At 58.4% G+C, this 19009-nt stretch carries 22 protein-coding genes and 2 tRNA genes; 5 read left to right on the forward strand and 19 right to left on the reverse strand.

Going from position 1 to position 19009, the window contains the following annotated elements:
• Positions 1-481: 481 nt before the first annotated feature.
• The 12 genes from Q0Y42_RS12190 to Q0Y42_RS12245 form a co-directional block, all read right to left on the reverse strand.
• Positions 482-1045, reverse strand: coding sequence for a recombinase family protein (locus tag Q0Y42_RS12190; RefSeq protein ID WP_297804147.1), 564 nt, complete (start codon positions 1043-1045; stop codon positions 482-484).
• A gap of 171 nt (positions 1046-1216) precedes the next feature.
• Positions 1217-2800, reverse strand: coding sequence for a hypothetical protein (locus Q0Y42_RS12195; RefSeq protein WP_297804149.1), 1584 nt, complete (start codon positions 2798-2800; stop codon positions 1217-1219).
• A complete protein-coding gene (locus Q0Y42_RS12200; RefSeq protein ID WP_297804151.1) occupies positions 2757-3785 on the reverse strand; it encodes a nucleoid-associated protein in 1029 nt (342 codons plus the stop codon). The genes Q0Y42_RS12195 and Q0Y42_RS12200 overlap by 44 nt, the downstream gene beginning before the upstream one ends.
• A 223-nt stretch (positions 3786-4008) precedes the next feature.
• The gene (locus tag Q0Y42_RS12205) at positions 4009-5085 is read right to left on the reverse strand and encodes a hypothetical protein (protein ID WP_297804154.1); all 1077 of its coding nucleotides are present in this window, start codon (positions 5083-5085) and stop codon (positions 4009-4011) included.
• A gap of 160 nt (positions 5086-5245) precedes the next feature.
• Positions 5246-6907, reverse strand: coding sequence for a DUF6538 domain-containing protein (locus Q0Y42_RS12210; RefSeq protein ID WP_297804156.1), 1662 nt, complete (start codon positions 6905-6907; stop codon positions 5246-5248).
• A gap of 103 nt (positions 6908-7010) precedes the next feature.
• Positions 7011-7100 (reverse strand) — tRNA-Ser (locus Q0Y42_RS12215).
• Positions 7101-7200: 100 nt separating this feature from the next.
• Entirely contained in the window at positions 7201-8187 is a 987-nt protein-coding gene (locus Q0Y42_RS12220) for an NAD regulator (RefSeq protein ID WP_297804158.1), read from the reverse strand.
• 36 nt (positions 8188-8223) lie between these two features.
• Entirely contained in the window at positions 8224-8799 is a 576-nt protein-coding gene (locus Q0Y42_RS12225; protein ID WP_297804186.1) for an HD family hydrolase, read from the reverse strand.
• Between the two features lie 159 nt (positions 8800-8958).
• Positions 8959-9756 (reverse strand): methyltransferase type 11, encoded by a 798-nt coding sequence (locus tag Q0Y42_RS12230; RefSeq protein WP_297804160.1) that lies wholly within the window; start codon positions 9754-9756, stop codon positions 8959-8961.
• A 113-nt stretch (positions 9757-9869) separates the two neighbouring features.
• Complete coding sequence (locus tag Q0Y42_RS12235) at positions 9870-10730, reverse strand: MoxR family ATPase (protein ID WP_297804162.1); 861 nt, start codon at positions 10728-10730, stop codon at positions 9870-9872.
• Positions 10731-10795: 65 nt separating this feature from the next.
• Complete coding sequence (locus Q0Y42_RS12240) at positions 10796-10993, reverse strand: hypothetical protein (protein WP_297804164.1); 198 nt, start codon at positions 10991-10993, stop codon at positions 10796-10798.
• On the reverse strand, positions 10990-11421 hold the full coding sequence (locus tag Q0Y42_RS12245; protein WP_297804166.1) for a hypothetical protein: 432 nt from the start codon (positions 11419-11421) through the stop codon (positions 10990-10992). The genes Q0Y42_RS12240 and Q0Y42_RS12245 overlap by 4 nt, the downstream gene beginning before the upstream one ends.
• A gap of 230 nt (positions 11422-11651) precedes the next feature.
• Here Q0Y42_RS12245 and flbT point away from each other — a divergent pair, with 230 nt between their 5' ends.
• Complete coding sequence (gene flbT, locus Q0Y42_RS12250; protein WP_297804168.1) at positions 11652-12077, forward strand: flagellar biosynthesis repressor FlbT; 426 nt, start codon at positions 11652-11654, stop codon at positions 12075-12077.
• Entirely contained in the window at positions 12037-12393 is a 357-nt protein-coding gene (gene flaF / locus Q0Y42_RS12255) for a flagellar biosynthesis regulator FlaF (RefSeq protein ID WP_297804170.1), read from the forward strand. The genes flbT and flaF overlap by 41 nt, the downstream gene beginning before the upstream one ends.
• 29 nt (positions 12394-12422) lie before the next feature.
• Here the strand turns inward: flaF and Q0Y42_RS12260 are convergent, their stop codons facing one another.
• The 5 genes from Q0Y42_RS12260 to Q0Y42_RS12280 form a co-directional block, all read right to left on the reverse strand.
• Positions 12423-13172, reverse strand: coding sequence for an exopolysaccharide biosynthesis protein (locus Q0Y42_RS12260; RefSeq protein WP_297804172.1), 750 nt, complete (start codon positions 13170-13172; stop codon positions 12423-12425).
• 151 nt (positions 13173-13323) lie between these two features.
• The gene (locus tag Q0Y42_RS12265) at positions 13324-14145 is read right to left on the reverse strand and encodes a lysozyme (protein ID WP_297804174.1); all 822 of its coding nucleotides are present in this window, start codon (positions 14143-14145) and stop codon (positions 13324-13326) included.
• 91 nt (positions 14146-14236) lie between these two features.
• Positions 14237-15616 carry a magnesium transporter gene (gene mgtE, locus Q0Y42_RS12270; RefSeq protein ID WP_297804188.1) on the reverse strand — a complete coding sequence of 460 codons (1380 nt, stop codon included), beginning with the start codon at positions 15614-15616 and terminating at the stop codon, positions 14237-14239.
• Positions 15617-15770: 154 nt separating this feature from the next.
• A tRNA-Leu gene (locus tag Q0Y42_RS12275) sits at positions 15771-15855 on the reverse strand.
• A 148-nt stretch (positions 15856-16003) separates the two neighbouring features.
• A complete protein-coding gene (locus Q0Y42_RS12280) occupies positions 16004-16255 on the reverse strand; it encodes a FliM/FliN family flagellar motor switch protein (RefSeq protein WP_292043872.1) in 252 nt (83 codons plus the stop codon).
• A 65-nt stretch (positions 16256-16320) separates the two neighbouring features.
• Here Q0Y42_RS12280 and lipB point away from each other — a divergent pair, with 65 nt between their 5' ends.
• Positions 16321-17055, forward strand: coding sequence for a lipoyl(octanoyl) transferase LipB (gene lipB / locus Q0Y42_RS12285; protein ID WP_297804178.1), 735 nt, complete (start codon positions 16321-16323; stop codon positions 17053-17055).
• Here the strand turns inward: lipB and Q0Y42_RS12290 are convergent.
• On the reverse strand, positions 17052-17426 hold the full coding sequence (locus Q0Y42_RS12290) for a DUF805 domain-containing protein (protein WP_366108418.1): 375 nt from the start codon (positions 17424-17426) through the stop codon (positions 17052-17054). The genes lipB and Q0Y42_RS12290 overlap by 4 nt on opposite strands.
• A gap of 126 nt (positions 17427-17552) precedes the next feature.
• Here Q0Y42_RS12290 and msrB point away from each other — a divergent pair, with 126 nt between their 5' ends.
• Complete coding sequence (gene msrB, locus Q0Y42_RS12295) at positions 17553-18038, forward strand: peptide-methionine (R)-S-oxide reductase MsrB (RefSeq protein WP_297804180.1); 486 nt, start codon at positions 17553-17555, stop codon at positions 18036-18038.
• 57 nt (positions 18039-18095) lie between these two features.
• On the forward strand, positions 18096-18626 hold the full coding sequence (locus tag Q0Y42_RS12300) for a hypothetical protein (RefSeq protein ID WP_297804182.1): 531 nt from the start codon (positions 18096-18098) through the stop codon (positions 18624-18626).
• A 66-nt stretch (positions 18627-18692) separates the two neighbouring features.
• Here the strand turns inward: Q0Y42_RS12300 and Q0Y42_RS12305 are convergent.
• The coding region (locus tag Q0Y42_RS12305) for an amidohydrolase family protein (RefSeq protein ID WP_297804184.1) at positions 18693-19009 on the reverse strand (317 nt) is incomplete at its 5' end.

Raw genomic sequence — 19009 nt, forward strand, 5'->3', positions numbered from 1 at the left:
CCTTCGTTAGGGCGGACTCTAGCTATTCCTGGAGGAGTTTCAGGGGGTCACGTCAAGAGCCAATCCTTCATGTCGAATGGGGTCGTGCTTAGTGCGAGAGCCCACTCGGGAGCGTGTTCTAACTCCTTCACTTTGCGTCGCCATGCCTCTGGCTGTCGAAAGCGTTTGTGAAGTGAGAGGTGGCATCCTGAGCATATGGTGAGAGCGCGCTCAATATCAGCGTAGTTTTCCGAGTGTCGACCTAACCGGGAAGATCCGAGGCAGAGGTCGCAGCGAGGTGCGAGGCTGAGTAGGCTATGCTTTCGTAGCCACGTCCCTATTTGCCAAGTCCGTATTCTCTGCTCGCCGGTGAAGCCGTTATACGGGATTAGTTGCGGGTGTCGCCAGGCGGGTGGAATGTAGCCTGCGAGCAAGTTTCCATGCGCAACTACGGGGCGGAATGGCAGTGAGGCCAAGAAGTGCTCGACATCGAACGCATGCCTCATCGGGCTGTCCTCCCGCCTGGGAAGTAGCGATAGAGCGTGGCAGGCGAGATGCCTACCTGCTTCGCGGCTTCAGCTACGCTGATTTGCTTATCGGCTAGAAGGGCCCTGATCATCACCATATCTCGGTCGTTTAGTGACCGAGGGCGTCCACCGGTGCGGCCAAGTGCACGCGCAGAGGCGAGGCCTGCAAGTGTTCTTTCACGGATCAAGCCACGTTCGAATTCGGCTAATGCTGCAAAGAGGTGAAAGACCAGCTTTCCGCCAGGCGATGTTGTGTCGATGTTTTCCGTTATACTCCGGAAGCCGACACCCCGTGCTTCTAGGCCTTCTACAGTTTCAATCAGCTGGCGAACTGAGCGGGCTAAGCGATCAAGTTTCCATACAACCAGGGTGTCGCCCTTTCGCATGTAGGCGAGGGCAGCAGACAACTCGGGACGATCACGCTGTGCGCCGGAAGCGGTTTCCTCAAATACCTGTTCGCAACCGACCTCATGAAGTGCAACCCGTTGCAAAGTTGGGTCTTGGTCGTGTGTAGAAACTCGCGCGTAACCAACAAGCATTTGATATTTCTCTCAAAAACGTCAGGAACCGTACCAAGTGAGACGGTGGTTACAAGAGTGAGTTTTGAGAGATTATTTGGGGATTTTTAGTTGGCTGACGTGCGCTTATCAGCGCTCTCAGAAACGACCGTTTATGAGATAATCGAATATGACTACACAAGTTAACGGAAGCTATTTTTCGTTACGAGCGTCACTTTCGGCAGCGGCATTTTGTTCAGGGGGTGTGATGGTGCGAGTGTTTGAAAGTGCTGGCCCTGGATCTGCATGAGGTTGCAAAATCTCCATTTGCGGTCCCTTCGAAGTAGCGGCTGTCGGGTCCTGGGAGGGCGTATTAGCTTGATTAGCATTGCCACTGCCTAGTGGAGCTTCAATTTTAGATACGGTAGACCGTTGTTCGATATTCTGCATATTTTTAAAGTTTGTGTATGAGTATGTGAACAATGACAGCACTATAATTAAGTATGCTATAGCTATAGTGTTCCTTACCTTTTTATATGTAGAAACTCCTTTATTAATAGGAGTTTCGCTTAGTTCATCAATCTCACCTGGTGTAAGGGCAACGAGAGACTTTTTCCAATTTTTTCTAGCTTCATCTTGAGAAATAAAATAGTTTCTATTTATATAAATTTGAATTCCGAAAGATAGGCATAAGAAAATTCCAGCGCATGCCGATAATATTCCGGATAATAGGTAGCTTTCTATTTTTGATGTATCGGAAAGTACTTTAATTACAAATGGTGCACTAGCTATAGCTACGTCTTTCCACATCGCACCGGCTAAATCGTGAGCCCTTTGAACTGCTTTTTGACCTTCGTCAGCGACCGCTTTACGCAGGTCGGTGAGGGCTTTTAGTGTCTCTTTGCTACCGGATTTAGCGTGAGCAGCCCAGGCGGCTGTCGCGGAAGCGATGCTGCCCTTGCCAAAATCACTCACGTTTCCAGAGCGGTATGTTCGAGCCCACTCGGCAGCCATGAACATATGGCGAGTGTCTACGTCACGGTTCTCGTTATAAACCCACGATGCAGCTTCGTGTAGGTCGCTGTGGAGGGACGTAATTTCAGCGTCGCTTAAGGACAGTGAGCATGCTGGTGGGCCGTTGAAGTGGTAAAGGGGATCATGATCGCCGTTCGAAACTCGATCAGCAATTGCCGCTATTAACTTGCGCGACGAAGCAAGCTGCCACGTCGACCAGGTTTCACCCTTACGAGTGGGCATACTTCTCAAGAGCCACGGCCTTATATCCGACGGCGTGTGATGCAAGCCGGTAAAGTCTGAACAGTAAGTTCGTGGATCGTGAGATGGCTCGGAAGGCGCAAACGGCTCTGGTTCTTCATTGGTCCAGGGCTGAAACCGAGCCCTGCGTGTCGCGAATACCTCGTCGGGCTGCATATCAGCGATCAGGACGATATTTACGTCGGCAAGCAGCGCTATTTCCTTCGTCAGCGATGACGAAAGAAACAGCCTCAGCTGGTTAGCAACTAAACTGGTGCGAACTGTAATGCGATAATGAGCGTCAGGTTCGGGGGGATCATCTGCGGATAGCTCTGTGTCGCCGTCGGCTTCAGTGATAGCTATCCCATCGATGAAGGCGGGCGGCTCGCTACGAAGGGACAGCCAGCACTCACGTATTTCGTTGTCATGCAGTTGGGTGTGGAGGACCAGGTGACCGGGGCGCTCGTTAATATTTTGAGGCGCGGAGGCGCGGATAAGATCAACTATCCTTTGCGGTGTCGTCATAGCTGCGGTCGACTTCATCGTTAATAATGATCCGATCATCTTCGACCACCACACGTTCTAGCATATCGGTGGGCGCGCGGATCTGAATGTTGTTTTTTGTCACGTATCGCATGACTGACGGCCTGCGCAGGCTTGTAGCGTCGAGCTTTACAGGTACAGCTTCGATCCTTGCGGTCCGTAATGCGTTTGCAAATTTGACCAGCAGGGGACTGTCATCTGGGAGCGGTTTGCCAATTACAGCTTCAAGGAAGCGCCTTTGTTCGTCCCCTTTAAGCTCGCCGCCAGCAGCAGCTGCGTTGTAGGAACGTAATCCAGCTTCTCGGTAAACGTTGTCTTCGACGAGGGTTTTGTTTCGACGGATTACGTCGCGAGTTACATTGGCAAGTATTTCTGTTAGGCGAGCGTCGTCGTGTACTCTCTTCGCAGCAAGAAAGTTCTCAAAATACCTTGCGACTTTTTGTTGATTTCGTCTATCCAGGACAGTTAGGCTTCCTAGGCCGTCATCTGTTAAACGTATCAGTGCTGATTTCTGTAGAGCGTTAGGATTTTGAACAAATGTTCTCTCGATCTCATCAAGTTTAACATAACGCCTTCCATCCTCATGTTCTTTCACATCGTAGGTCAGAACTGTCTCATCATCATACTTTAGTAGGGCGAAGACATCATTTTGGTCTGCTTTAAGGTGAAACACTAAAAAAGCACCTGGTGCGGTGCCTCCTCCATGCAACCGCTGAAAATCTTCGGCTAGCTTTTCACTTTCCGTTTGAAATAAATCGGGATTTTCAGAAATACGAGAAAGGCGCTCTCGTGTTGATGAGGCGTCGGTGAATGTATAGGGGACGCCAGAATTAACTGAGCGAATGCGATCAATAAAAAAATTGTTAAATTTGCCAGGATCAACTGCATCGAGCGTGACGAAGTCAGCTTCGCTGGGGCCAACCAGATGAAATACCATCTTATGGATTTTGAGGTCGTCCAGTTCCGCTTGTTCAAAAAATGCCATGATGTGTCCTAAAACCTTAAATTTGCGAGCTGTGCCCTAGGCTCAAATCGCGAATAGGAAATTCTACATACAGCTAAGCTTTTTTGCATAACGGAGCAATCTTATGACCGAGGAGTTTCGCGCTGGCGCGAAGGCATCGTCGGTAGCAAACGTGTACGTCAATCGCGGACGAGCAATAAGTAGACCCGTCGAGAACATACGTTGCAAGACGGGTCTGGAGGCGTCAGGGAACAGGCGGGACTGGCGTAAAGTTTGAGCCGGTCCAATATCCAATTTCACCGTCTGCAGGCGTTTCTAGGGTGTAATAGGTGTATTCACTGCCGCGATACCACTCATATTGCGTGCGCTTGTAACGCAGCTGGGATAGCATCGGGCGAACGGTTCGCTCGAACTCGGCAATGTTCCTATTGGCGGCGAAAATTCCGGCTATGAAGCGGATAGTTCGGTTGCCGCCCCCTTGCACCGTAATATCCATGTCGTTTTCCCACACGGCAGCATCTTTGATCGTTCCATAACCTGATCTCATGTGCGGGAATGCAGCTATCTGCTTCTGAGATAGAGTTTGGCGCAGCTTGTTCATAAGAGGGCGAACTTCTGCATCATCTGCAAATTTTTCGCCGTCTCCCAGCAGTCGGGCAGTCGCATCCATCGTTTCAAGATTGGCTGCAATCGCGAGTTCGGTTTCTGGTCTGCCTGTGAAGATTGCTTCTACCTTGGGGAGCGCTTCATTGAGGCGCGCCATGTATCCATTGGCCTCTCCTCTGACTTTGGCAACTTCTGCCGCCGTATTGGCCCGCTCTAATAGATCCCGAAGTCCGCCTCCTTCAGCGACATCGTCCTTAAAGCGACCTGCTCCTAGTTTGCTCAAAGCCTGTCGAGTGCTTTCGACGGTACCCACGGCAATGAGTGCCTCAATCTCGGCGATCTCCGTGACGCGTTTTTCTGCATCAGCGACTTTCTGAGCTTCAATCCGGGCTTGGCCTTCTGGGCTCGCTGCGTCAGCAGCGGCAAGAAGTGGAGCGCTCACCAGCATTGTTGCGAAAAGTACGATGAATGATAGGAGCGGGGGCACCCAGAATGGCTTCATGAACGGTAGTCGTTCGCGCGCTCGTCTGACGAAGGGAGGTAGGATTGCTAACCCACCTAGAAGCAGTCCTAATCCCAGAATAATCGAACCTGCTTGTGGATCGGCTATGGCTCCAAGTAGTCCTAATAGTAGGAAAATGACCCCTATTGCCCATGAGGCAACAGCCATGACCTTGCGACCGTTGCTCTGGTTAACAGATTGAGTTTGTGACATGAATTCCCCGCAATATATCAGCGGTAGGAAAGCATATGGATTGGCTTTTGCAACTTTAAAGTTGCGCCCTTTAGGTTACTGCAAAGCTCTGTTTAAGGTCTGACTTCAGCAAGAAAATGAAATTCCTCGCGCGAGTAGGGGGTCAATTGGGGTGTATGCATCATGTTTTGATGCAGGCCGATGGTGCCGTTACAGCATGATCGGGCGTGATTACGTATGCTGGCAACATATTGATAGCGCGCATAAGGGCCAGGGCAGGGTGGTCCCCGTAACTTTCCCCTTCAGTGCGATGAGTGTGTCCTTGGATGGCATCCCGCGTCTCAGGTGACATACCCACCAATCGAGCTTGGGTTTTGAAACGATGCCGCCAGCCGTGGTTTGGTTGTACTTCTGGATCATCCACCCCTAGCTGGCGAACCCATTTTGCAAGACGCTCCGCGACTTTCTTAGATTGAGGGTTACCTTCTGAGCCGCCTCTGTAGTTCGCGGGGTCATAGAATAGTGGCCCAGTGCGCCCTGCGAGTGCCGCTAAGAACCCTTGTTCAAGCAAGTGGGGGTGCAGCGGTACTATCCGTGCTTTGTCGCTCTTTTGTGTACCTGCTTCAGGGGTAATGCGTATGCAGGCAAGTCCTTGGCTAACTACGATGTCTTCCCCGCGCAGTTGGGTGATTTCCCCAACGCGAGCACCGGTGTAGGCACATAACCACGGGACCCATCGACGTGCGAAGGCTTGCAGGTTGAATCTAGCTTCTTCATTAAACTTCAAGCTGGCCGACAGAATTGCGCACGCCTCGGCGTCATTGAGCCCTTTTTCCTCACGTAGCCGCGCTTTATGGCGGACCCGCTGGTTGATGTTTGCAGCAGGATTGGCCTGAATGCGGTGGTTTTCCGCCGCCCATTTAAACAGGGATTTGGTGCAGGCGAGGTACTTATCCCTAATGGTTCGTGGGGAGCGCCTCGTACCGTCGGCTTTTGGGGCGGATAGATGCTCCTTCCAGTTTACCAGGTCGAGCGGTGTTACTAGCGCAGCGTTATCATGTTTGAGGAATGCAATAAGATTGGCGAGGCATGTTCTCCAAGCCTTAACAGTGGCGGGCTTGCATGCTGCCTCAGATATGTAGCCCTCAAACAGATCCATAATGTACACAAGGGGCGGCTGAGGGGCGCTAGGAGCCTTAGGAGCGGGTCTGGCGGGTTCGGCTAGGAAAAGCGCATCTCTCGGCTCTAGCGGCTCGAAATTGAGTTCGGCGTTGATGCGTCGACCGAGTTCCAGCTCTCCGCGTGCGATGCAGGTGAGAAGATAGCTGTAGATGCCGTCGGTAGTCTCAACCTTCCATCCATTGAGATCGATAATGTGATCTGCAATCCACTCAGTCTGTAGTTGGCGTCCTAGACGCGCTGGACCAGGGCGTAAACCAGCAAGTAGGAGGGTTTCATACTGCTCATTTTCAATGAGCTTGGAGTAGGCCTGTGGGCTTTCGCGACCAAAATCTTTAGCGGCTTGAATGTCCAGTTGTTCAAAGAACCATTGCTGGACGCCTGCTTCTACCTCTTGGCGAGATAGGGTTGTCGTCGCTTTAGCAGTTATAGGCGCGACAGCTGTTGGGTCCGGGCGTTGGGTGACCTGAGATAGTTTTTGATCAAAGTCGCGCAGCTGGAGTGCCAGCTTATGTCGCGCTTCAGCTAGGCTTGTGGTGCCTAGGGATATCACGACTTCTCGCTTGCCCTCAAAGGCGTGTCGAGCGGCTTCTGGGATACCGCGACGAAAATAGAGCGCGGAGCCGCGACGATAAAGAAACTGCTGATTTGCAACCCGTTGCACGCTTACTTCACTCGCCCGCTTTGTAGCACCATTTGTAACAGGTTAGGGCGCGAGAGCCCCGTGGGGCAAGCTCTTCAAGCTGTGTGGGGGTTACAAAGGATCGTGGCGGAGAGGGGGGGATTCGAACCCCCGGTACGCTTTCACGTACGCCGCATTTCGAGTGCGGTACATTCAACCACTCTGCCACCTCTCCGCGAGATCGTCAGGTCCCCGTGGGGGCCGGTTGAGGAGGGCTATGTAGCCAAGGAGACTTTGCCTTGCAAGCTGATTCTGCAGAAAAATTCTGATTTAATTCAACGCTGCCACGGCAGGGTTAAACCCGACGCAGATGCACCGATGTTATCCGGTCCCACATAGCCGAAAAGCTCGGCCGGACGGCCACCCGTATCGGTGGCAAATCGGCCTGTCGGCGTGACCAGTCCGGTGCGCTCGACGCCACGGCGGAAGTTCTGTTTGTGAAGCGACAGGCCGGAAACGGCTTCGGCGGCGGCCTGAAGGTTCGACAGGGTGAACTCTTCACCCATCAGGTCGAACAGAACGGGCCGATACTTCAGCTTGGAGCGAAGGCGGCCCAGACCCGTTGCGGCAATCCGCCGGTGGTCCGACGCCATGGGCAGATCATTCAGGACCAGAGACGGGGCGTCGTCGCGCCCGTGGTCACGACGTGATTCCTCGACCAGTCCGGCCTCGTACAAAAGCTCGTACCGTTCCAGTACGCGCTCTTCGTTCCAGCGGGTGTTTTCACTCGTCGCAAACAGGGACTGAACGCGGGCCAGCTTGCGGGCGTCGGACCCGGCCCAGTTATTCAGGGCGGACACCAGCGGGGCCAGTATGGCGGGCGGGCCGTTGCGCCAGTCTTCCCATGGGAAGATATCGAACAAGGGCGTCCAGCGGGCGTCCTGACCCGATTGGCCCAACTGGGGCGAGGCGCTGTCGCGGGTGAGGGTCAGATAGCCGACCGAGACTTCGCGCGCCCGCACAGGGCCGGGGGTCGCGCGGGGCGAGGCACGGCCAATATCACCAAAGGTGTAGAGCTGTTCGACAAAGCCCAGCGGAAATCCGGTCTGGGCCGTCACGAAGGCTCGTAGAGCCAGTTCGAACGTGCGGTCCCGGACCGGATCGAACGGACCAAACGGAAGGGCGTGCGATCCGTCGGGCGCATGGGTGGTCAGGACAGCAGCCTGACGGTCATGAAGGGCGATGATGACGGCGGACAGGCCGATACGCACCCCGATGGGGGCTTCGGTTGCCGAATGTGCAGTCATGTCGCCGTCGGTCATGCGTGTCCTTGTGGCGGCAGGGAATCAGCGTCCGCGTCAGGCCTTGGAGATCAGACCCGTAGCTTCGGCCAGTTCCTTGTATCGGTCCACATAAGCTTTTTGGGCCTCGGCGGCGGGCATGGGATCGAGCGTGATCGTATAGCCAGCGGGCGGGGCACCGAAAATCTGGACAGATTCGCGCTTGTTGAAGCCAGCCAACTGGGTGGCTTCGAAGAAGGCGCAGGCGCGGTCGGCCTTTTTGATCAGGGTCTTGATGTTGACCGGCGTCTTGGGCGGCAGTTGGAAGCGGACGTGGATCGCGGCTTCCAGACGGGCCTCGAAATCCTTGTAGGAAGAGCCGAGCGCCGATTTGAACGGCGAGATCATGTCGCCGATCACATATTCCGATGCATCGTGCAGCAGGGCGGCCAGACGCCATTTCGGCTCGAGGCCCGGACGGATGTGGGCGCAGATTTCCTCGACGATCAGCGAGTGCTGCGCGACGGAAAAGGCATGCTCGCCAATGGTTTGGCCGTTCCAGCGTGCGACGCGGGCCAGACCGTGGGCGATGTCCTCGATCTCGATGTCAAACGGCGACGGATCCAGCAGGTCCAGACGGCGCCCCGACAGCATGCGCTGCCATGCCCGCGGGGGCTTGGGCGTGCGCGGCTTTTTCGGAAGCGGTGCCAGTTCTTCGTCGTCGAGAATTGCCAAGGGGATCGTCCTACTCATGGCAGGTCAGGTGAACCACCACGACGGCGCTTTCAAGGGCGACGGAGGTAAAACCCTCGATTAATCCCCGACGTTGATGTCCAACAGGTCATGAACCGACGACAGGATGTCATCTGCGTCACGGTCACGCGTGCGGAAGGTAGCCACGACGATAGGACCGCCGCCCGGACCGCGCGCCTCATAACCGACCACGCGCCATTCGCCGGGGGCAGGGCGCGCGACGGTACGCAGCATGGAGGCGCGGACGGCCTTGCGCGATTGGGACGACGAGGAAGCGTCGGCTGAGCTTTCATCGTTGATGATGATCGTGTTTTCGCTGTCGGTGGTCTTGGACTTGCCGTCCGTGCGAATAACCATGCCGCCTATGCGGATATTGGCCTTGTCACCATCGGACTCGATGACCATGCCGGGCATGCGCACATCGGCCTTGTCGCCATCGGTATCGACGCTCATGCCGGGCAGGCGGATGCTGGTACGGTCGGAACGCGACGTGGTCTCGCTCTCGTCATTGGCGATTGTGACGGTGCCACCCTTGCGGCTGGATGTGGCCTCCAACTCGGTCTGGAAGCGTTCCAGAGCGACGGAGGCTTCCTGACCGTTCAGGTTGACCAGATGCAATTGGACTTCGGCCCCGCGCGGGCCGGCATAGGTGCAGGTACTGCCATCGGCGCTGGCCGAGCCCTGACGGGTCAGGGTGCCCATGTCCGCAGGGCATTGAAGATTGCTGATAACCTTCAGGCCGCGGGCCGTGCTGTTACCGGCGTCGATCTCGACCTTCGGGCCCAGGCGCACGGCATCGTCGGAATCGCAGGCAGCGAGCGCGAGGACGGCGATCAGTGGCAGGGTAATCTTGTACATTTCCAACTCCTGAGAATGCCATAGTGGGCATTCCCACGCGTTCGAACCAGTGAATTCGCGGTAACTCAGGTGTCCGCTCTGGGGTGCTGAAAAGGCGCGGTTTTACGGTGGTGTCAGCCCGGACGCACACCTTCGCGGCGTGCGAGGAAGGCTAGCCGTTCGAACAGATGGATATCCTGCTCGTTCTTCAGCAGGGCACCGTGCAGCGGCGGGATCAGCTTGTTCGGAGACTTCTCGCGCAGGGTTTCCGGATCGATCTCGTCCACCAGCAGCAGTTTCAGCCAGTCCAGCAGTTCGCTGGTGGAGGGCTTCTTTTTCAGGCCCGGCGTCTCGCGGATCTCGTAGAAGGTGCGTAGGGCCTCCGACACCAGACGCGGCTTGATGCCGGGGAAGTGGACCTCGACGATCTCCTTCATCGTCTCGGCGTCGGGGAAGCGGATGTAGTGGAAGAAGCAGCGGCGCAGGAAGGCGTCTGGCAGTTCCTTCTCGTTATTCGAGGTGATGACCACGACGGGGCGGACTTCGGCCTTGATCGTCTCGTTCGTTTCCTGAACGTAGAACTCCATCCGGTCCAGTTCCTGGAGCAGGTCGTTCGGGAACTCGATGTCGGCCTTGTCGATCTCGTCGATCAGCAGGACAGGGCGCACGTCGGAGGTAAAGGCCTCCCACAGCTTGCCCTTCTTCAGGTAGTTGCGGACATCCTTGACGCGTTCGTCGCCCAGCTGGCTGTCGCGCAGGCGGCTGACGGCGTCATATTCGTAAAGGCCGTTGTGGGCCTTGGTGGTGGACTTGATGTGCCAGGTGATGAGCGGCGCATTCAGCGCCTTGGCCAACTCATAGGCCAGAACCGTCTTGCCGGTGCCGGGCTCGCCCTTGATCAGCAGCGGGCGTTCCAGCGCCACAGCCGCATTGACCGCGATCTTTAGATCGTCGGTGGCGATATAGTCCTGCGTGCCTTCAAAACGGGTGCTCATACGAAACCTGCTCCTGATAGGGGTACCAGAAGCAGGTAGCTTAAAGAAACGGAACTGAACAGGGTTCAGGTGATGTGTTTGGGCGAAGGCGGATCGCTGGCATCCATGGTTTCCTCAACGGCTTCGTCGATCAGGGCCTCCTGACGGTCCTCGGCGTCCTTCAGCTTATCCTTCAACTGGTCATGCTTTTCCGTCTTGGGCTTGGTGAGCCGGATGGCGGGACCGTTGACGTCCTGTTCTTCGCGAGGGGTAGGTTTCGTCATGCTTGGCCTCCTTGGCTTCGGCTGTCGTAACCGAGATTTTGGACATCTTCGTCCGAAAGGCGTTTGGCCTCCCAGTGGGCGGCGCTGGCTTGGGCACCGCGCTCGTTGCGCATCAGGCCGGTATAAACCAGCTCGATCTCCTGGCTGGACTGGCCTTCGGCTCCCAGAAGCGCATCGGCTTCAAGCTCCAGCGGGGAGGGTGGAATGGAGAAGTCCTCGTCATCCTCAATGAAGGAGGCGGGTTCTTCCGGACGTTGCCACTCGGACAGCAGGCCGCCAGCGTGGTTGCGGGTCGCGTCATAGACGTCGTCCAGCTCGTCCAGCAACATCCCGCCTTGGCCTTCGTCGTCGAGATGGGTCTCGTCATAGACTTCGGCGGTGTCCTGCGGATCAAAGTCCGACTGGGGAAAGGAATCAGTGCCTGCCATGGCAGCCTCCTGCATGGTGTTCAGGAGCTTAACGGGCCAAGCGGCTACGCTGTTCCGTCAAAAATGGGGGCTTGGCGGCGCGGAACTAAGCAATATCACGGTAAAACGGTGCTTTAGTCGGGATGAAACTTGGCCGTGTGGGGCAAATCGGAATAGATGGTTAACCACGTCGGGTTACTTTTAATCAGCCGATCGCCGTCACGGTGTGTTCTTACACGGAGACTTTCCACTTGCCTCTGAAACTGTCGCTCAAACCCGGCGAGAAGTTCGTCCTGAACGGTGCAGTCGTTCAGAATGGCGACCGCCGTGGCGTCTTGGTCCTTCAGAACAAGGCCAGTGTCCTGCGTGAGAAAGACATCATGCAGCCGGACGAGGTGAATACGCCGGCACGCCGGATCTATTTCCCCGTCATGATGATGTACCTCGACGAAGGCGAGGCGGCGAAATTCTATGACGAGTTCGCTCTGCGCCTGTCGGAGTTCATGGGTGTCATTCAGAACCCGGCCATCCTCAACGAGTGCGTCAACTGTTCGCGCCACGTGATGAACCGCCAGTATTACAAGGCGCTGATGTGCGCTCGTAAGATTGTAGATTACGAAGAGCAGAGGCTCGGCAATGTCGCTTCAGGCGTACAAAACAGCATCGACGCGGGCTGAGACCCCGCGCGAGGCAGAGTATCGGCTGTTCGGGCAGGTGACCCGTGCGCTGATGCATGCCTCGACGCTCGACAAATCCAAGTTTGCGGAACGGATGGATGCGCTGGATTGGAACCGGCGTCTGTGGTCCACGCTGGGCACGGCCTGTTCGGACCCGAACAACGCCCTCCCGCAGGCTGTGCGCGCGCACATCATTTCGCTGAGCCTGTTCGTGGGCCGTCACACCTCGGTAGTGGCGCGCGGCGAGGATGACTTTGACACCCTGATCGACATCAACCGTTCGATCATGCAGGGCCTGTCCGGTCAGGCTGGCTAAGGCCGGCCTGAAAACGCTTCGGCTGGGGGTTAGAACAGGCTTCCGAACCAGCCGAATATGCCCGTCGCAATGGCTGCGACCGCTTTCCAGACAAACACCATGTAGATGCCGCTGGCTGCCGTCAGAATGGCACCCAGCAGGATGAACAGGCCGTCGCGCTGCACGACGCCCAATGCCAGAAACAGGATGGCCACGCCCGGCAGCATGTCGCCCAGCGGCACCGGCAGCGCCATCATGATAGCCAGCAGGATACAGGCGATCCCGATCAGGGAATCGGCAATCTCGCCCGTCATGAACGGCCAGCGCGGGCGCGTCAGGCGCTCGGCGCTGCGCAGGATGCTGAGCGGGGTGGCGGTCCTGGGGCGTACGGCGATGCGCTTGTTGCACCAACGTCCGGCCCGCGTGTGACCGCGCGTCATCAGGCGGCGACGCAGCCAGCGCGGCAGAGCCACGGGGCTGTGTAGCAGGCGGCGATAGGTCTCGCGGGGGACTTCGCTGCGCATGATCTTGGCCGGCAGCCACAGACGCGACTTCTGGATCGCCATCTCGAGCGAGATCAGGATGATCGGCACAGAGAACACCGCCTTGCCGCCCGGTGGCCACGGGAACAGGGCCATCAGCGTCAGCAACATCAGCATGGCACCGAAGCCGCGCTCGCCAAAGGCCTCGACCATTTCTCGGATGCTGAGCTTGGGGTTGGCTCCATACGCCAATCCTTCCAGCACATCGGAAAATTTCCGGTGCTCGTCGGAGCTGGCAGGCGCGACAGGAAGCGTCATGTGATCCTGTGGAGGAGGGAGCCGAGGGAGGCGATTATCCGAGCCATAACGCGTCCCGCTCGAGACGCGAAGCCAAGATAATGTTGCGGTCCGACTAAAACATGGCGGGTCGGAGATGTGTTCCCGCCATAACCCTCAATTTTAAGATCGGTCAGGCTTTGCGCGGTGCGCGTGTCAGCAGCCAGATGGCGCTGGAAATAATGATTACGGCCAGGCCGACCATTGCGCCCCCGATCATCAGGCCATGGCTGCGCAACATCGGCAGGGACTGGCCGTGGGTATAGGCCATATAACCCGCCAGTCCGACCACCACGGCCACAGCGGCGAGCAGGGCAACGCTGCTGGCTTCCTGACTGCGGGCCAGACGGCGGTTGGCCTTTTTCTGGGCGGTGGTCAGGGGCGCGAGGGGTTCATGCCGGACCACGCCGGTCACACCCAAGGGGGCGTCCAGCGGCGGGGGAATGGTGAAGCCGGGGCGGGCCACGGGGGCCGTCAGAATTTTCTCGAGAGAGGCGGGGCCTTCCATCTCGAATAGGGCCTTTTCGGCGCTGCGGCGGCGATAGGGCAGGTCGATCGGCGGCTGCTGGCGGTCGGGAATGCTGGCAAGGATTTCGGCGACCTCGGCAAAGTCTCCCTTGCGGATCAAGGCAAGGATGCCCGAACGCTCGAAGCGGTCCGTGCCGATGCTGAAGATAAAGCTGATCAGGGCGTCGTACTGGTTCTGCGTCAGCGGCCTGCGGACGTGGGCGTGCAGCAGATTGGCCGCCGGAATAAGGTCGTGCAGCAAAAGAAGCTCGGCTTCTTCCTCGGTGATCTCGATGCCCTCGCGGGCGGTAAGGGTGTGGCCATAGCCAATGGTCAGCGTGCCGTCACGGCGTGCCACAGCACGAGGGCGAAAGCCCTCGAAGCTTTTGATCAGCAACAGCCCCTGACGGGACAGTTTGCGACGTGGACGTGGCGTGGCTTTCGGCACGGAATGATCCAAAACGGCACTGGGTTTCAGGCTTTGCTGTTTGACCAGCAAAGCTTGTTCCAAACGGCTTGTTCGAAATGGAAACTGCCCCTTAGAGCAGGACGATCGTCGCCAGACCGAGGAAGATCAGGAAGCCGAAGAAGTCGGTTGTGGCCGTCACGAACACCGCCGAGGAAACAGCAGGGTCGAACTTGAGTTTCGACAGCGTCAGCGGGGTCACAACACCCACGGTTGCGGCCACCAGAAGGTTCAGGATCATGGCCACGCTGATGACCGCGCCCAGACGCCAATCATGGAACCAGAAGCCCGCGGCCACGCCGACCAGAGGCGACAGAACGAGACCGTTGGTCAGGCCCACGGCCAGTTCGCGCCAGAAGGTGCGAAGGGCGTTGGACGAGTTCAGCTCACGGGTGGCCAGTGCGCGGACCGTAACGGTCAGGGCTTGGGTGCCTGCGTTGCCGCCGATGGCCGACACGATGGGCATCAGGACGGCGAGGGCGACGATTTGCTGGATGGTGCCTTCGAACACGGCGATGACCGCCGCGCCGAGGATCGCCGTAAACAGGTTGATGCCCAGCCACGGCACGCGACCGCGCACGATTTCGAACACGGACGACGAACGGTCTTCGTCCGACACACCGGCGAGGCGCAGGATGTCCTCGCGGTTTTCTTCCTGAATGATGTTCACGACATCGTCGACCGTGAGCTGGCCGACAAGGCGCCCTGCGGTATCGACGACGGGTGCCGAGATCAGGTGATATTTTTCAAAGATATAGGCGACTTCTTCCTGGTCGACGTCGACGGCGATCTCGTTCACCGGCTCCATTAGATCGGACAGAAGCACCTCGCGCTTCGAGCGCAGAAGGCGCGAGATCGCCACGCCGCCCACCGGACGGTTCAGCGGGTCCACGACATAGATGTCAAAGAAGAGTTCGGGCAGTTCCTCGCCATCGCCACGCACGTGGTCGATGGTGTCGCCAACGGTCCAGAATTGCGGCGCGGCCATAACCTCGCGCTGCATCAGACGGCCGGCGGTGTCCTCATCGTAGCCCAGCGAGGATTCGATGGCCGCGCGGTCGGTTTCCGGCATGGCAGCCAGAACCTTTTCGCGCTGGTCGTCCTCGAGGTCCTCGACAACGGCGGCGGCGTCGTCCGAATCCAGTTCCTGCAGGGCTTCGGCCAGCACGCCCGAGGGGACACGTTCCAGCACCTCCTCGCGGATACCGTCGTCCATTTCCGGCAGGGTTTCCGCCAGCAGTTCCGGCGGCAGCCATTGCACCACGACGCCGCGGTGTTCAGCCGTCAGGAAGCCCATCAGGTCGGCCACGTCGGCGGGGTGAAGGTCTTCCAGCAGGCCGCGCAGGCGCATGCCGTCGCCGTCATCGGCGGCGTCCACGACCTTTTCGACGAAGTTGGCTGTCAGGGCATAGTCGTCGCCCAGCGCAACGTGCTCTTCTTCCTCGGCGATCACTTCATCAGGGATTGCAGGGGTGTCGGAGACTTGCGGCTCTTGGGCCGAAGACAGAGGGTGGTTCAGGTCGGCTGGGTCCGTGTTTTTCACGTGTAAGCCTCCCTGAAGCTGGATCCCGCTTTGGTAGTAGGCGGGATTCGCCCTGTCTGTTCAATGGTGCGGTCGAGAAGACTCGAACTTCCACGGGTTGCCCCACAGCGACCTCAACGCTGCGCGTCTACCAATTCCGCCACGACCGCTCGCATCGGAGGCCGCTGAATAGGCTAGGCTTTTGAAAAAGGAAAGCCCGAAAACGGCGAAAAGTTCGATTAGTTGGACCCAAGCCGCTCAAAACCCAGCAAAAAGCCCGCCGGAGCGGGCTTTGGGGGTTTAAATAAACCGCTGCTATCAGGCTTGGCCGGCCATGTAGTCATAGACATCGGCGGTACGCGTGACGGTGATGGCGATGCGATCATCGCGAATCTCGATCTCGCCACGGGCTACCGGATGATTATTGGCCAGAATCCAGACTTCGTCCTTTTCAGACGCATCGAGCGGAATCACGGCACCGCGACCCATGCGCAGCAGTTGCTGCATGGGCAGGACCGAACGGCCGAGAACGACCGAAATTTCCACATCAACGGCTTCGATTTGGCTCACGACGAAACACCCACCACTAAAAGACGGCCTTGCGCTGCCGTTCTTGGAAGCACATTGAACGCTCTATGCTTGATGAGCCGTTAAACATGTCCGAATCTCTCCTGAAGCGCGCAGATGGTCGTCCGGTCGAATGGGCCGTCTCGACCGGCTATGTCGATTACGAACAGGCCGAAGCGGCGATGGAGGCGCGGGTCGCGGCCATCGCCGCGGGCGAGGCGAACGAGCTGGTCTGGCTGCTGGAGCATCCGCCGCTCTATACGGCGGGCGTGTCGGCCAAGGCCGAGGACCTGCTGATGCCCGACCGCTTCCCTGTCTATAAGACGGGGCGGGGCGGCCAGTTTACCTATCACGGCCCCGGCCAGCGTGTGGCCTATGTAATGCTGGACCTGACCCAGCGCGGGCGCGACGTGCGCGGCTTTGTGCACACGATGGAAAGCTGGATCATCGGCGCGCTGGCCCGTTTCGGCGTCGAGGCTGGCATGCGCGAGGGGCGCGTCGGCGTCTGGGTCGAGCGCAAGGGCGCGGGCTGGGCGCGTGAGGACAAGATTGCCGCCATCGGTGTGAAGGTGCGCAAATGGGTCAGCTTCCACGGCATCAGCCTGAATGTGGAGCCCAACCTCGACCATTTCGGCGGTATCGTGCCGTGCGGCATTACCGAGCATGGCGTCACCAGCCTGCTGGACCTCGGCATTCCGGCGTCGATGGATGACGCGGACGATGCGCTGAAATCGTCGTTTGAAGCCCATTTCGGGCCTGTCTTCACCGGAACGGCACCTGTCGAGGGCCAGCCGCTGTCCTAAGCGGTGGCCTTGGCAGGCGGCGGGCCGTGACGGTTGAAGGCTTTCTGGCCCGGCCAGATGGCGAGAGCGCCAACAGTTAGGGCCAAAGCGATGGTGCTGATCTGGGCGAGGGGCGGGGCAAGTGTGCCCGCGCCGATGGCCGCCACAAGGATCATCCATGACCACCAGCCTGACCGGCCACAGTCATGCAGCCGGAGCGACAGGACGCACAGGGCGCTGTAACCCACGACCACACGCGCAGGACTCTCGACAACGTCCGGCAGGTACCCGCTGGCCCACGTACAGACGCCCAGCACTATCATCCCCGCCACAAACGGCATTCGGCCAATGCGGTGGGTGGAGTGAAAGAAGAGCTCGGTGGCAGGGATCATCGGGCTGGAGTGGGACGGGGGATTACGGCAGACTCACGGCATTTGGCACCGCTTCCTACCTAATCCGCAGGCGGGGCGGAGGTTGCCGACCTATCGCGGCGAAGGCCCAGCCCCTATATCTGGAGCATGAGCCATTCTGACCAGACCCACCGTTCCCAAGCGGGCTATGATCTGACGCCGCCGACCGAGGCCGAGCGCGTCATGCTGGAAGCCGCGCTTGATCCCGAGGAAAAGCGTGTCCTGCTGGCCCACGGCACAGAGGCCCCGTTCTGCGGCACCCTGTTGGGCGAGAAGCGGCAGGGTACCTTCTGTTGCCGGCAATGCGGCCTGCCGTTGTTCCGCTCGGCGACCAAGTTCGAGAGCGGCACGGGCTGGCCCAGCTTCTGGGAGCCGGTCGATCCGGACCATATCGTCGGCGTACGGGACACCTCTTACGGGATGGTGCGGGTGGAATCGCGCTGTGGGCGGTGTGACAGCCATCAGGGCCACGTCTTCCCCGACGGACCGCCGCCGACCGGACTGCGTTACTGCATCAATTCTGTGGCTTTGAGCTTTACGCCAGAGGGTGAGGCCCTGCCTGATCCCTTGGGGCGCGGTGACAACGACGCCTGATTTAGGCCGCTATTGGGCGACTAGAGTATCGGTGATTTGGTAGGTGAGGGTGTGTCGATGATTGTTCCGGTTCTGATGATCGCCAGTTTGTCCGCAGGATTTGCAGACGAGCAGCAACCGGTTGTCGCCACATCCCGCGATGACCTCTCCTCGGCCATGTCCGGCGAAATGCCCGAACCTGTTCTGACGCCCTCCGCGACGGTCCAGTCGTCGTCGATGGGTTTGACCACGGCCCAGCAGATCGACCGCTGGATTGCCCGCGAGACGGCAGGCGAGGAAGCGCCGGTCTGGCGCGAGACCGAGCCGCGCAAGGTGTCGGGCGAGATCAGCCTTGGCATCGGTACCAATGACTATCGCGCCGTGGCGGCGCGGGTGGATGTGCCGATCGGCGAGAACGGAAATCTGAGCCTGTCCTATAGCGAGAGCCGCAACGGCTTCTATCCCTATGGCAATGGCTATTGGGGCGGATATGACCCCTTGCTGGGTGATGCGTGGGGCGGTCCGTGGACCACACCCTCGGGCCAAAGCTGGGTCCCGTACGAGACCCGAACCCGTATCAACCGCCCGCGCCCTCTGCCGGGCGACTGAGGTTCAAAATAAAAGAAGCCCCGATCCGTAGTGGATCGGGGCTTTTTCATGGGCCGGTGTCAGGCCTTAGTTATGACCGTGGCCGTGACCGGAGCTGCCGGTATAGGTCTCCAGCGCCGCCTCGGTCACAGTGGCCGAGAAGGCCGGATTGGTGGCGGCATCACCCTCGAACCAGAAGGGCTTGCGGGCAGGGCCGCCGACCTCGTTCATGCGGTTGTCGTACAGGCGGCCGTTGACCATGGTGGCCTCGATCGCGTGGGTGTTGCGGAGGGTCTCCAGCGGGTTGGCAGGCAGCACCACCAGATCGGCCAGCTTGCCAGCCTCCAGCGAGCCGACATCACGGTCCAGACGAACAAAAAAGTTACCGTAACCGCGACGTTCAG

This window comes from uncultured Brevundimonas sp. (assembly GCF_947305955.1).
Lineage (GTDB): Bacteria > Pseudomonadota > Alphaproteobacteria > Caulobacterales > Caulobacteraceae > Brevundimonas.

What these genes read in the sequence shown, in the direction of transcription:
- Q0Y42_RS12225 (WP_297804186.1), bottom strand. Translation starts at nt 8,799, where the DNA reads ATGCTGTCGGGGCGCCGTCTGGACCTGCTGGATCCGTCGCCGTTTGAC.
- Q0Y42_RS12245 (WP_297804166.1), bottom strand. Translation starts at nt 11,421, where the DNA reads ATGGCAGGCACTGATTCCTTTCCCCAGTCGGACTTTGATCCGCAGGAC.
- msrB (WP_297804180.1), top strand. Translation starts at nt 17,553, where the DNA reads ATGAGCCATTCTGACCAGACCCACCGTTCCCAAGCGGGCTATGATCTG.
- lipB (WP_297804178.1), top strand. Translation starts at nt 16,321, where the DNA reads ATGCTTGATGAGCCGTTAAACATGTCCGAATCTCTCCTGAAGCGCGCA.
- Q0Y42_RS12205 (WP_297804154.1), bottom strand. Translation starts at nt 5,085, where the DNA reads ATGTCACAAACTCAATCTGTTAACCAGAGCAACGGTCGCAAGGTCATG.
- Q0Y42_RS12190 (WP_297804147.1), bottom strand. Translation starts at nt 1,045, where the DNA reads ATGCTTGTTGGTTACGCGCGAGTTTCTACACACGACCAAGACCCAACT.
- Q0Y42_RS12260 (WP_297804172.1), bottom strand. Translation starts at nt 13,172, where the DNA reads ATGACGCTTCCTGTCGCGCCTGCCAGCTCCGACGAGCACCGGAAATTT.
- Q0Y42_RS12230 (WP_297804160.1), bottom strand. Translation starts at nt 9,756, where the DNA reads ATGTACAAGATTACCCTGCCACTGATCGCCGTCCTCGCGCTCGCTGCC.
- Q0Y42_RS12235 (WP_297804162.1), bottom strand. Translation starts at nt 10,730, where the DNA reads ATGAGCACCCGTTTTGAAGGCACGCAGGACTATATCGCCACCGACGAT.
- Q0Y42_RS12300 (WP_297804182.1), top strand. Translation starts at nt 18,096, where the DNA reads ATGATTGTTCCGGTTCTGATGATCGCCAGTTTGTCCGCAGGATTTGCA.
- Q0Y42_RS12240 (WP_297804164.1), bottom strand. Translation starts at nt 10,993, where the DNA reads ATGACGAAACCTACCCCTCGCGAAGAACAGGACGTCAACGGTCCCGCC.
- Q0Y42_RS12220 (WP_297804158.1), bottom strand. Translation starts at nt 8,187, where the DNA reads ATGACCGACGGCGACATGACTGCACATTCGGCAACCGAAGCCCCCATC.
- Q0Y42_RS12200 (WP_297804151.1), bottom strand. Translation starts at nt 3,785, where the DNA reads ATGGCATTTTTTGAACAAGCGGAACTGGACGACCTCAAAATCCATAAG.
- flaF (WP_297804170.1), top strand. Translation starts at nt 12,037, where the DNA reads ATGTCGCTTCAGGCGTACAAAACAGCATCGACGCGGGCTGAGACCCCG.
- Q0Y42_RS12290 (WP_366108418.1), bottom strand. Translation starts at nt 17,426, where the DNA reads ATGATCCCTGCCACCGAGCTCTTCTTTCACTCCACCCACCGCATTGGC.
- Q0Y42_RS12195 (WP_297804149.1), bottom strand. Translation starts at nt 2,800, where the DNA reads ATGAAGTCGACCGCAGCTATGACGACACCGCAAAGGATAGTTGATCTT.